Annotated in this window: 11 protein-coding genes and 1 tRNA gene; 8 read left to right on the top strand and 4 right to left on the bottom strand. The window is 64.8% G+C overall.

Going from position 1 to position 11,558, the window contains the following annotated elements; genetic code table 11:
* The first annotated feature begins 341 nt into the window (after positions 1-341).
* The 3 genes from DFO63_RS10785 to DFO63_RS10775 all read left to right on the top strand — a co-directional run bounded on the left by DFO63_RS10785 (position 342) and on the right by DFO63_RS10775 (position 1,726).
* Positions 342-596: a hypothetical protein gene (locus DFO63_RS10785; protein ID WP_119006887.1), complete on the top strand. Its 255-nt coding sequence runs from the start codon at positions 342-344 to the stop codon at positions 594-596.
* 249 nt (positions 597-845) lie between these two features.
* Positions 846-1,280, top strand: a complete 435-nt coding sequence (locus DFO63_RS10780; protein WP_119006886.1) for a hypothetical protein — start codon at positions 846-848, stop codon at positions 1,278-1,280.
* Positions 1,277-1,726 carry an adhesin gene (locus tag DFO63_RS10775; protein ID WP_119006885.1) on the top strand — a complete coding sequence of 150 codons (450 nt, stop codon included), beginning with the start codon at positions 1,277-1,279 and terminating at the stop codon, positions 1,724-1,726. The genes DFO63_RS10780 and DFO63_RS10775 overlap by 4 nt, the downstream gene beginning before the upstream one ends.
* 91 nt (positions 1,727-1,817) lie before the next feature.
* Here DFO63_RS10775 and DFO63_RS10770 read toward each other — a convergent pair whose 3' ends face one another.
* Entirely contained in the window at positions 1,818-3,695 is a 1,878-nt protein-coding gene (locus tag DFO63_RS10770; RefSeq protein WP_119006884.1) for an aspartyl protease family protein, read from the bottom strand.
* An 82-nt stretch (positions 3,696-3,777) separates the two neighbouring features.
* Complete coding sequence (locus DFO63_RS10765; RefSeq protein WP_119006883.1) at positions 3,778-4,908, bottom strand: helix-turn-helix transcriptional regulator; 1,131 nt, start codon at positions 4,906-4,908, stop codon at positions 3,778-3,780.
* Between the two features lie 260 nt (positions 4,909-5,168).
* Here DFO63_RS10765 and DFO63_RS10760 point away from each other — a divergent pair, with 260 nt between their 5' ends.
* A complete protein-coding gene (locus DFO63_RS10760) occupies positions 5,169-7,025 on the top strand; it encodes an endonuclease NucS domain-containing protein (protein WP_119006882.1) in 1,857 nt (618 codons plus the stop codon).
* Between the two features lie 79 nt (positions 7,026-7,104).
* On the opposite strand, the gene DFO63_RS10755 is transcribed toward DFO63_RS10760, so the two are convergent.
* A tRNA-Arg gene (locus tag DFO63_RS10755) sits at positions 7,105-7,181 on the bottom strand.
* 149 nt (positions 7,182-7,330) lie between these two features.
* On the opposite strand from DFO63_RS10755, the gene ubiA reads away from it, so the two are divergent.
* The 3 genes from ubiA (at position 7,331) to DFO63_RS22120 (ending at position 10,269) form a co-directional block, all read left to right on the top strand.
* A complete protein-coding gene (ubiA, locus tag DFO63_RS10750; protein ID WP_005411493.1) occupies positions 7,331-8,224 on the top strand; it encodes a 4-hydroxybenzoate octaprenyltransferase in 894 nt (297 codons plus the stop codon).
* A 188-nt stretch (positions 8,225-8,412) separates the two neighbouring features.
* On the top strand, positions 8,413-9,837 hold the full coding sequence (locus DFO63_RS10745) for a TIGR00366 family protein (RefSeq protein ID WP_080347488.1): 1,425 nt from the start codon (positions 8,413-8,415) through the stop codon (positions 9,835-9,837).
* Between the two features lie 273 nt (positions 9,838-10,110).
* Positions 10,111-10,269, top strand: a complete 159-nt coding sequence (locus tag DFO63_RS22120) for a hypothetical protein (RefSeq protein WP_014038817.1) — start codon at positions 10,111-10,113, stop codon at positions 10,267-10,269.
* A gap of 54 nt (positions 10,270-10,323) precedes the next feature.
* Here DFO63_RS22120 and DFO63_RS10740 read toward each other — a convergent pair whose 3' ends face one another.
* A complete protein-coding gene (locus DFO63_RS10740; RefSeq protein ID WP_049444131.1) occupies positions 10,324-10,950 on the bottom strand; it encodes a YiiX/YebB-like N1pC/P60 family cysteine hydrolase in 627 nt (208 codons plus the stop codon).
* A gap of 82 nt (positions 10,951-11,032) precedes the next feature.
* Here DFO63_RS10740 and DFO63_RS10735 point away from each other — a divergent pair, with 82 nt between their 5' ends.
* On the top strand, positions 11,033-11,545 hold the full coding sequence (locus DFO63_RS10735) for a hypothetical protein (protein WP_049444130.1): 513 nt from the start codon (positions 11,033-11,035) through the stop codon (positions 11,543-11,545).
* The last annotated feature ends 13 nt before the right edge of the window (positions 11,546-11,558 follow it).

Genomic DNA, 11,558 nt, shown 5'->3' with positions numbered 1-11,558 from the left:
AGTAGTTTGTACTACGGCGGGATGTGCGAGGGTGAAGTGGGGCCAGGCACGAGCGCCGAGAGTTTTCGTGGGATGCGCATTAGTACAGTCGCTGGTGAATGTGCAGTGCTCTACTTGGATGGAGTAGATAGGGCTGGTGAACTCGTGATTTATGGGGCGAAGACTGGAAATGCCCCTGAATGTTCCGCCTTGGTACGGAATCTCGAGGTCCGACGAGCAAGTGCGGCCGTTCTCGCTAGAGCGAGAGAAATATGTAAATAGTAATTTTCAGCTGTTTCCCGTTTTACCGTAAGTATGTGGATGCCAACCGCATGAGCGCGGTGAAGTAGGGCGCTGCTGTCTTGGAGGGTTACGTCTACAACCACCGCGGCGAGCGCGTGCCGGCCGGTGGTGCAGCGCAGATCACCCTGTATGACGAAGCAGGGCAGTGGCTGGGCAACTACTCGGCCACAGGCCAGGCGCAGCAGCAGGCCATCTGGCTGGACAACTATCCGATGGCACTGATCAACGTGCCGGGCAGCGGCGTGCCGGAGCTAGCCTACGTGCAGCCGGATCATCTGGGTACGGCGCGCGTGGAGATCGATCCCGTGGAGTAGACAGGTACTCTCGAGCGCTGCGCGATGCGTTGCGCGAGTAGGGTGCCAAGCGGGAGGCAAGGCGCACGAGTTCGGATAGGTGGGTGAATCCCCCAGGTTCCGAATGATGCCTGCCCTCGTCATGGGGAGGTGCCGCGCCCGCTTTGGGAACCTGACGATCTGCTCTTGTCTGACAGTAATACTGTTCACGACTTCCGCAGTCCTCCACAAAAGAACGCGATCAGCCTGCACGCTTTGGGGAGTTACACAATGAAAGGCAGACAGATTCTTCGGTACGGGCTGGCCTACGTTGTGTCGTGTGGAGCACTCTGGCTGTTCCTGCACTTTGCGGGCAGGGCGCTTTACGCCTTCGACTCACATCAAGTTTTCTTCTGGCTGTACGCCGTCAGCCTTCTGTTGCTGGGAATTGGCGCACGGGTTCCCGCCGCTGGCCGCCTGACGATCAGGCGGCTTGCCAAGGGGGCTGGCTTGGGGCTGCTCGCGGGCCTTCTGGCCCAGGTCGTGGTGCTTATACTGGAAGCCTATAGATTCAGCGGGTTCAGGCCATCGCTGCTCTGGCAGGTACCGGTTTCGCTGACGGTGATGAGCGTCGTGCTGCTCACGCCACTCTGGGGCGTAGTGCTGGTTGCCCTCACCGCCGCATGCCGCCGCGACAGCGACCCACATCAGGCTTCAAGCCCATGAAATGCCTGACTGCCTTTTGCCTTGTGGTTGCACTGGCATCCTGTGCGGCGCATCCGAACCGCACCACGAAGTGTCCGCCGGCCCATTTCACCTACGTCGGCACCGAGAGAGTCGACGGACTGACCTACGGGCGCTTCCAGATCACGCACAACGCTGATCAGCCACTTCAGCTGTGGGTGGATGAAAGACGCAGGTTGAACTCAAGGACCGCTCGCGCAGAGATGAGGCGTACAGGCGAGGATGCCTGGCGGCCTTACAACGTGATCCTTGAGGAAATCACGCCGGGAGCGATCGGGCTGTCGATCGGGCAGGGTGAACAGCAGGTGGTTCTGTTCGATGGTGATGGCGTGTTCCTGCCCGGCCAATCCAGCGCGGACACGGAGTACTCCATCGTGGTACGGGATGCAGCCGGTTGCGAGCATCGCTCTGCGTCGTTCATTCCCTGACGTTCCCGCCGGTGTGCGAGATTCCCGGTCACCCTCGTTCAGTGGCACCCGCCGCATGCGCAGCGGGTGCCCCACAGCGGGCAGTGCGAGCTCAATCGGCAGGCCAACGCTCATTCACCTGGTCCGCCAGCACCAGCTCGGTATCCACCTGCCGGCCATCGCGCAGATAACGGATGCCCACGCGCGTCCCAACCGGGCGCTCACGCAGCAGCGCACGCCAGTCCGCCAGTCTCCGCGTGGCAATCGGCTCGCCTGAAATCATGACGATGCGATCATCCCTTCGCAGCCCGGCGCGCGCACCAGCGCTGGTCGGCGCCACATCAGCCACACGCAGTGCACCGTCCTCGGCCTGCAGCCACAGCCCACTGCGGTCGAAGGCATCGGCCTGCGTGCTTTCAGTATTGGGTACCAGATAGAGGCGCTTGGCATCGTAGTCGATGCCCATGGAGAAGCGCCGCAGCACGCCGCCACCGAGAATCGCGCCATAGTCGGCCAGGGCCAGTGCACCCTTGTCGGTGCTGGACAGGTCACCGACCAGGCCGGTGACCTCGATGCTGCCCATGCGCAGCACACCGAGCCGGGCCGGTCGCGCGCGGCCCGGGCCACCGAGGCCCCATCCAAGCACCGCCTCCTCACTGGCGTGGTATTTCTCCAACAGATCATGGGTACGCACGAACGGGCTGCTCAGGCTCAGCGAGTTGCGTGAGCCGGTGTCCAGCCACAGCCGCAGCGGGATGCCGTCCAGTTCGCCATTCAGTACCGGTGCGCGGTCATCCTGCTCGAACGGCAGCACCACCGCGTTGGCGGGTGGCTGGTAGTGGCCTGGCCGGGTGAAGCTGAGCACACGCGCGCCATAGTCGAAGGTGGTGACGAAGCGCAGGAAGGTTTCGTAGCCGATGAAGCCATCGTGTGGCACGCCCATCGAGTTGATCTGCTGGCCGAGGTCGATGATGTGGAACACCGGGTTTGCAAGGTGCGCGCCACCGATGCGCAGGTGGCGGGCCTGCGCCAGGCCCAGGTCGCTGGCGTTGTCGCCGGCACCATGCACGCTCAGGCGGCCCGCTGTGGTCAGCCCCAGGCGTTTGGCGGCGGTCGGTGTCAGCAGGTTGATGGCGCCGGTGTCCACCAGGAAGCGCGCCGGCTGGCCGTCCACCTCGGCCTCGATGTAGACATGGTTGTTGATCAGGTCGAACGGGACGCGGGTGGTGCCGCTGGCATCCTCGATGTAGCTGTCGTCGGCCATCGCTGGTGGTGCATACAACCCATCCGGCACAGGGAGATCCACCCGGTAGCGCTGCACCTGCACGTCGCTGCGCAGCCGCGGATCGGCACGGCCCTGGGCATCGAGCGTATCGGTGATGAGGCGATGGGGCAGCAGCAGGCCATCGACCGCCCGGTAGTCTTCCAGCGTGGTGGCGGTGGGTGTGCGCGCGGAGGCGATGACCACCCGGCCGAGCAGGCCACTGCGGGTGTCGAACCAGAGTTCGATCGGGTCCGCGCCCTCCGGCGTCGTCGCCAGCACGTCATAGCGCTTCCCGTCGTGGCCCTCGGTGCGTGGGCCCGCAAAGCGCGAGGCCGGATAGGCGCTGGACCAGTAGGCGCGGGTGGCCAGCCACGCCTGCGTGCGCGCGGTGCGGCGTGGCACGCTGCCGTCCAGCAGGCCGACCTCGCCGCCATAGTCACGCCGCCAGGACAGCTGGCCGTCGAACCCCTGGGCGACGGTGAAGGCTCCCAGCTGCGCCTGTTCGGCATAGCGACCGGCGCGCAGATCCTGGTTGAGCTGCCAGCGCCCGTGCAAGCCGCCGAGCGACTGCTCGCCCTCAGCCTGGAGGCGCTGTACCGACAGCCATGGCTCGCCGCCACTGGCTGCACGGGCCCGGGCCAGCACACTCGCCGCATCCCCCACCGCAGCCTGCACGGGAACCGCCAGCATCCACAGCAGGCCGAACATCATCCGTTGCCATCGCATCGCATCACCTTCTTCGTCGGGTCGAGCGCTGATGGCAACGCAGCGGCGGGCGTCGTTCGACCGGGCGTGAAGGATTGGACGTTCAGCCGGAGGTGGCGCGGCTGCGGCGGAACTCGCTCGGTGTCTGCCCAGTGGCGCGCTTGAACGCGCTGTTGAAGGTGGACTTGCTGCCGAAGCCGGCGGCCAGGCCGATGTCCAGCACGCTGCGTGGGTCTGCGGGGTCGGAGAGGAAGGACTTCGCGGCCGTGATGCGGAAACCGGTCACGAACTCGGAGAAGCTCTGGCCCAGACCCTGGTTGAGCGCCTGCGAGACCTGGTTGGGGGACCAGCCGCTGTGCTGGCTCAAGCCCTGGAGATCGAGCCCCGGGGCCTCATGCAGGCGTTCGTGCTGCATCAATGCGGTCAGCGCGCTGGCGATGGCCGCGCACTGCGCTGCGTCGATGCCCGAGCGCTCGTAGCGTGCGACGGCGATGTCCTCGATGGGCGCAGGGATGAGATTCCCCGCGCCCGGTGCGGCGGCACTCACAGGCGCGCGCAGCTGCTGCCGCACCACGCGGCAGGCCAGCAGATACATGCCGGCGGTGGTCAGCAGGCTGAGCCCGATGCTGGCCAGCAGCGGAGCGGCGTCCGGCGGCCACCGGTTCATCGCGCTGGCAAGCCAGCAGCCTGTCATCACGATCGCCAGCCCGCGCAGCCCGCTGCGCTGGATGGCGGTTCCGCGCGGGACCGAAGACGTACGCAGCGACAGCCACAGCGTGGCCAGCAGGTAGGGCGCGCCCTGCAGCAGCCAGCCATGGAAGCTGAGCTGGAACAGCGCCTTGCCCAGCGGCGAGACGTCGAAAGGCGCAACAGCGTTCAACAGGGAAATGACGAACGCGAGCATGGCCGGCAGCAGATGCGCGAGCGGCAGCAACGAAGTGTGGCCCGGTGCGGGCAACAGCAGCGCACGCGCATGGCCATACAGCAGCGGACCGAGCAGATAGACCAGCGGCACTTCGATGACCCGCAGCCAGCGCACCGCGTCGGCCGAGAGCCAGGCCTGGCCACCCAACAGCACCAGTCCGAACAGATTGGCGGCGGCGAAACAGGCGAAGAAGGTGGTGAGCAGGTGGCTGCCACGCCGGGCGCGGCCGAAGCTCACTCCGGTGGACAAGGCGGCCAGGCCCAGAGTCGCAGCGCCTGCCGCCAGCTGCAGCAGATCCGGTGGCGTCATGCGTGCAGTGTTGATGAAGCGCGCGGCAACGTCCAGCGCGGGTTGGCGGCATGCAGGGAATCAAGGACGGGAGTTGGCCCGCTCTGCCTATATTGGCCCGCTCTGCCTGTAGATGATGAGGATAGTGAACCCTGACTACAGCGTTCTTATTGTTCGGAACGCGACGGGGTAGATTCCAGTGCTCATCACGTGTTTGGAGCCTGACAAGAGGGTGTTGCCAGGTTTAAAGTCAGGGCCTGCATTGCGGAAAGGATGCCTTCTTGGCCAGGACAAAGATCACCGAAGGCGATATTCGCGACCATATCGCCGCCAATCTCGACCTGGTCGAGCAGGGCTTGACCTTGGTCGATACCGAATTCCATTTGCCAAACCGACAGGGCGCTTCGGGCTTTCTCGACATCTTCGGGCGCGATGCGGTGGGTAAACTGGTGATCATCGAGATTAAACGGACCGACGCGGCGGCACGAGAGGCGATCCAGGAGCTGTATAAGTACGAGTCGCTTCTGCGTGAAAAATTCCTGATCAAGGCCACCGATGTTCGCTTGATTCTCTTGTCGGTGGAGTGGCACGAGCTAGCGATTCCGTATGCCGAATTTGCGGCCGCAGCACCGTTTGAAGTGACCGCCGGAGCCATCGTCCTTGATGGGAGGGGCGTTCCGGTTGCGATCAATCCCATCGTTCCGCCGACGCTTTCGGTTGAGCGCAAGATTGGAGTGCGACATTTTCTTTGGGGATTCCCGGATGAGGCGGCGGCCGCCAACGCGGTCGGTTTGATTGCGCAGCGGGTGCGGCGCTTCGGTCTCGATGACTTCGTGCTCATCCAGAGCCGTGCGACCAAGCCGATCCTGAGGGGACGCCATTTTCTCTATTTCGCACAGCGCGAATTACGCCTCGAGGAATACATGAAACTCATCGAGGTCAATTTCTCGGGCTGCCAACTCGATGAATTTCGTGAGACCATCTCCGATCTCTCCGAGCTCGAAGACCAGGTTGCAGAGGCGTCGGATGCGCTTTGGCATTTCGATGGAGGTGCGCCCTGCCGGGACCTCGGCGCCGATACAGCCGAGATTGCCCACCCCGAGAAGGGCAATGTCTGGTTTGAGAGCGGCGCGCAGGAAGACATCATCGTTCATCGCTTCGGTCGCTTCGACGACCCATGGCTTGAGGACCAGACGATCATCGATGAAATCCGGGGTGAAGGCGGCGAATCCGACTGTCGCCTGCGCTTCTCGGTGCGCACGAATTCTCCACCGCAGATGATGGCGTTGCGCAAGAGAGTCGAGAATGTATTCTTCTACAATGATGCCTGGCTCGGCATCGTCATGCAGCTGATCAGATATGCCGAGCGCAAGGGTGGGTCTGCGCGGATCGATCTCATCGTCTATAGCCCGGATGACATTCTGCGCGCTATCGCCGCATCTGCATGTGGTTTCCCCGGTTATGTCCCGGCCTTCAGTCTCGAGGTTGAATGCAATGGCACGGTCGAGCGCTTCTTTGGCTACCCCGAATGGGATGGCTCGCCGCCGGACTTCGACAGGATTTTCGTCGAGCATTTCTCGGGCGACAGCTCCGGTTACTTCCTTGCTTGCCACTTCGGCGCAAACCGGTCGTTGAACGGCGACATCATGGCCGATCTAGGCTTGAGCTACGGGGTCTTCCGCGAGGGCGCGCCCAGTCCCGAACGAGTTCGCGTCCAAGGAGCATCGATTGTTCCAGTCAAGGGCGCGATCCGTCCGATGAATCAGATGGCCTTGGAGCACCACGAGGAGGTAGGAAAGCTCGTCGAGATCTTCATGACCACCGATCAGGGTTTCGCCAAGACGATACGAACCTTCCTCAATAGCGAACACAGTATGGCCGAACGGCAGCTGGCGGAGATGATCGAGAACGAAGTCTCACCTGCGGTCGATATGTATTGGAGCGGCGATATCACCGTTTGCGATCTCTGCCATCAGCCGTTCTCGCCGATGCGCTACATGATCGATGCCATCCTTCAGGGCGGCGTCGGGGCAAATGTCTGTGCGTTGTGCTTTCTGCAAGTCGGACGAGGAATGGGTACCGGTCGCGGCCAGGTGTATGAGGCCAGCCGTAAAGGCTGGCGCCACGTCGCCGGGTGACCCCAGCGGCCTCTGGCTCCTGGAGAGAAGCGCTGCCGCCATACGCCGAGAGGGCTTTAACCCTGCATCTTCGAGAAGATGGCGCGCCCGGAGGGATTCGAACCCCCGACCAATGGCTTCGGAAGCCACTACTCTATCCGGCTGAGCTACGGGCGCGTTGTAGAACCGCCGCGCCGTCGGCCGGTGCCGGGGCGGGCATCGCAGCGCCATGAAGCGGTGCGGGACCGGCATTCTATCCAGTTTCGCCGAACAAATCTCCCCCCACGGGCAAAGCCCTGCCAGAGGGGCAGGAGTATCCTATCGCCATGGCTGATACCCCCCTCACTTCGCCGCAGTCGCCGGCGACGCCGCGTTGGCGGCATTACTGGAGTCTGATGCGCGCTGATCGCCCGATCGGCACGTTGCTGCTGCTGTGGCCCACCTGGTGGGCATTGTGGCTGGCCGCGGGCGGCCTGCCGCCGCTGTGGACGCTGTTCGTGTTCACCGCCGGCGTGTGGCTGACCCGCTCGGCCGGTTGCGTCATCAACGACTACGCCGACCGCTGGCTCGACCCGCATGTGGAACGCACCAAGGCGCGTCCGCTGGCCACCGGCGCAATCAGCGGCCGTGCCGCGCTGGCACTGTTTGCCGTGCTGATGCTGGTGGCGTTCGGCCTGGTGCTGACCCTGAACGGGCTGACCATCGGCCTCAGTTTCATCGGCGTGTTCCTGGCCGCCAGCTACCCGTACCTGAAGCGCTACACCCATCTGCCGCAGGTCTACCTGGGCATGTCGTTCGGCTGGGGCATCCCGATGGCGTTCGCCGCCGTGCAGGGCGAGGTGCCGATGCTGGGGTGGCTGCTGTATGCCGGCAACATCCTGTGGTCCACCGCCTACGACACCTGGTATGCCATGGTCGACCGCGAGGATGACCTGAAGATGGGCTCGCACTCCACCGCGATCCTGTTCGGTGATCTCGACCTGGTCATCCAGGGCGTGCTGTACGCGCTGTTCCTGGCCACGATGGCGCTGGTCGGCGTGCGCGGCGGGCTGGGCGGGTACTACCTGGCCGGCGTGGCCGTCGCCACAGCGCTGGTGGTGTACGAGTTCTGGATCTGCCGCAACCGCGAACGCGGCCCGTGCTTCAAGGCGTTCCTGCACAACAACTGGGTGGGCGCCGCGCTGTTTGCCGGTATCGCCGTGGACCTGGCGCTGCGTTGATCGCCCGGGGTCGGATCCCTTTCCCGCCGGGAAAAGGCTCTGACCCTTCTGCCGCGCCGATACCCGGCTCGGGGTCAGAGCCCTCTCCTGTGGAGAGGGATCCGACCCCGCCACCTACGACCAATAGGTGGCTGACAGCCCGCACCCCACCGCCCAGAATCGGTCCATCGAACCTGGGAGGGTAGGCGATGGCCTCGACGGCAGCAGTACAGGACGGCTGGATGGCGCGTGCAGCATTGCGCTCGGCCGCCTGGGCGGAAAAGTGGTTCCCCGACGCGTATGTGTTCGCGGTGCTGGGCGTGGTCATTGTCGCGCTGGCCGCGATGGGCTTCGGCTCGACCCCGCAGGCCACCGCCAGCGCCTTCGGTGACGGCTTCTGGAGCCTGATTCCCTTCACCATGCAGATGGCCTTCGTGGTCATCGGTGGCTACGCCGTGGCCACCGCGCCGGTGGTCGCGCGCTTCATCGACTTCCTGGCCCGGGTGCCGCGCACTGGCCGTGGTGCGGTGGTGTACGTGGGCCTGGTCAGCATGCTCGCCTCGCTGCTCAGCTGGGGTTTCTCGCTGGTGTTCGGCGGTCTGCTGGTGCGCGCGCTGGCCCGCCGTACCGAACTGCGCATGGACTACCGCGCGGCCGGTGCGTCGGCGTATCTCGGTCTGGGTGCGGTGTGGGCGATGGGGCTGAGCTCATCGGCCGCACAACTGCAGGCCAACCCGGCCAGCATGCCGCCGGGGCTGGTGGAGATCACCGGCGTGCTGCCGTTCACCGAAACCATCTTCCTGTGGCAGTCGATCGCGCTGACCTCGGTACTGATCCTGGCCTCGCTGCTGATTGCCTGGTTGACCGCACCCGCCGCCGGCAGCGCCCGCACCGCCGAGGAGTTCCCCGGCGCTGCGCAGGCCGAGCCGGAGCCGCTGCAGCGACGCACGCGCCCGGGCGAATGGCTGGAATACAGCCCGTTGCTGACCGTGCTGCTCTCGCTGCTGGCGTTCGGCTGGCTGTTCAACGAGTTCGCCAACAAGCCGGTGATCACGGCGATCGCCAACCTCAATACCTACAACTTCCTGTTCATTTCGCTGGGCCTGCTGCTGCACTGGCGCCCGCGCAGCTTCCTCAACGCGGTGGCCAAGGCGGTGCCGAGCACCACCGGCGTACTGATCCAGTTCCCGCTGTACGGCGGCATCGCGATGATCCTCACCCACGCCGCTGGCGGTGACGGTCAGACCCTGGCACACCGGCTGTCGAGCCTGTTCGTGCACGTGGCCAGCACCGATTCGTTCGCGCTGGTGATGGGCGTCTACTCAGCGGTGCTGGGCTTCTTCGTGCCGTCCGGTGGCGGCAAGTGGATCATCGAGGCGCCGTACGTGATGCAGGCCGCCAACGAACTGAAGGCGCACCTGGGCTGGGCGGTGCAGGTCTACAACGCGGCCGAAGCGCTGCCGAACCTGATCAACCCGTTCTGGATGCTGCCGCTGCTGGGCGTGCTGGGCCTGAAGGCGCGCGACATCGTGGGGTTCACCTTCATCCAGCTGCTGGTGCATATCCCGCTGGTGCTGGGCCTGCTGTGGCTACTGGGCATGACCCTGGCGTATGTGCCGCCGGTGATGCCCTGAATGCAGGGCTGGCGTCCGTGCTCGACCAGGACGCCAGCCTCGTTCAGCGCGTGTTTCCGGCGGAGGACGCCATGAATGGGCATGGCGACAAGGCGGGCATGAGCACATGCCGAACCCGCATGAATCCTTCATCTGCCTGTGCCGCAAGGGGCTCTGCGCGTTCATTCACGCGCGTACACACGAATGTAGCCCGCCCCCCACGCGTGATTAACCAATCGCTGCAGACGATGGCCCCGTCCACCGCATTCCGCGCGTGGCTTTCGGAGAACGGACATGGCACAGCAGAACCAGAACCCGAACCAGAAGCAACCGGGTCAGCAGAATCAGCAGGACCAGCAGCAGGGACGCCGTGACCAGCAGCAGCAACAGCAGCAGGATCAGCAGCGCAAAGAGCGCAACCAGCAGCAGGGCGGCCACGACGAAGAAGAATGACCGCGCCGCGCACGCGGAGTGACTGGCGAAGCCCCGCCCTGTGCGGGGCTTCGCTTATTCCAGCACGCCGATGCGCTGCAGGACCGGCGCCGCCGACATGTCGTTGGGATTGGTCCCGGGCTGGTCCTGTGGCACCTCCATGCCCATGCCGCGGTAAAGATCGACCCAGTGCTGTGCGATCTGCCCGGTCTGCGGGTTGCGGAAGTTCATCGGCTGCAGTGCGAACACGTGGTGCGCACGGAACGCGCGTTCGATGAAGTCCGAGCAGTAGTAGCTGTCTTCGTTCAACACGTATGACGTGTTGTACGGTTTGCCGAGCATCGTGCGCGCGGTGGCGACCGCATCCTTGATCGTTGCCTGCTGCGGTGCGCGCAGGCGATAGATCACGATCTGCCGCTGCTTGGCCCGGGCATCCTGGCGGAACTCGACCAGCGATTGCCGGCGCGATCCCTTCTCGTCCGCATGCAGTACCTCCCAGCCGTTTGACGCCGCGGCGACCAGGGCCACGTGATCGAAGCTGGGTGCGCCCTGCTTGCCGGTGGCATCGTCGATGGCGGCGCTGAGCCCGCTGCGGCCGGCGGTGACGAACAGCAGATCGCCCTCGTGGACATCGACGGCCATCGCCACCGCTGGCCACAGGGCGGGCAGCAGCAGGCCGATCAGAAGCAGGAGGCGACGCATGGGGTATCTCGGACAGGCGGAATGCCGGAATTGTAGGGCGCGCGGTAGCATGGGGCGACCGAACCGGATTCAGGATGAGCCCATGCGTCGAAACCGTTCCGCTGCCGTGCTGGTGCTTGCCTGTGGCGTGGCGCTGGTTGCCTGCACGCCCGAGCCCCAGGCGACGCCCGCGGAAGCCGCACCTGCACATCCCGCGCCGTCGTCCACGACGGCAGCGGTCCAGCACGCACCGGTGCCTGCCAGCGGTGAATGCCCCTATCCGCAGTTCGATGCGTTCCTGAAGCACTTCGGCAACGAGATCACGCTGCAGGAAAAGGCCACTGCCGATCCGCTGCTGGACAGCTACATCGATGCCGAGGCCGAGCCGGAACCGCGCAAGGTGGAAAGCCGACTGGCGCTGGCCGATGTCGAGTGGCCGGTGATGCCCGATCCCGCCGCGTTGGCCGGGCAGGGCCGTGAGATGCAGGTCAGCACGCTGGCCGATGGGCAACGACAGGTTCAGATCCGCACGCCGGACAGCAGCGACCAGCAGACCTACACCTTCGCACAGTCGCCCTGCTGGACGCTGGTCAAGCGTGAGGATGAGTCGATCTGACGCCTGTTCCGGC

Source organism: Stenotrophomonas sp. AG209 (assembly GCF_003550055.1).
GTDB lineage: Bacteria > Pseudomonadota > Gammaproteobacteria > Xanthomonadales > Xanthomonadaceae > Stenotrophomonas.
This window is presented reverse-complemented; position numbering and strand designations above follow the sequence as displayed.

Coding starts and splice junctions, on each gene's coding strand:
- DFO63_RS10780 (WP_119006886.1), top strand. CDS start 846: ATGAAAGGCAGACAGATTCTTCGGTACGGGCTGGCCTACGTTGTGTCG.
- DFO63_RS10775 (WP_119006885.1), top strand. CDS start 1,277: ATGAAATGCCTGACTGCCTTTTGCCTTGTGGTTGCACTGGCATCCTGT.
- DFO63_RS10770 (WP_119006884.1), bottom strand. CDS start 3,695: ATGCGATGGCAACGGATGATGTTCGGCCTGCTGTGGATGCTGGCGGTT.
- DFO63_RS10765 (WP_119006883.1), bottom strand. CDS start 4,908: ATGACGCCACCGGATCTGCTGCAGCTGGCGGCAGGCGCTGCGACTCTG.
- ubiA (WP_005411493.1), top strand. CDS start 7,331: ATGGCTGATACCCCCCTCACTTCGCCGCAGTCGCCGGCGACGCCGCGT.
- DFO63_RS10745 (WP_080347488.1), top strand. CDS start 8,413: ATGGCCTCGACGGCAGCAGTACAGGACGGCTGGATGGCGCGTGCAGCA.
- DFO63_RS22120 (WP_014038817.1), top strand. CDS start 10,111: ATGGCACAGCAGAACCAGAACCCGAACCAGAAGCAACCGGGTCAGCAG.
- DFO63_RS10740 (WP_049444131.1), bottom strand. CDS start 10,950: ATGCGTCGCCTCCTGCTTCTGATCGGCCTGCTGCTGCCCGCCCTGTGG.
- DFO63_RS10735 (WP_049444130.1), top strand. CDS start 11,033: ATGCGTCGAAACCGTTCCGCTGCCGTGCTGGTGCTTGCCTGTGGCGTG.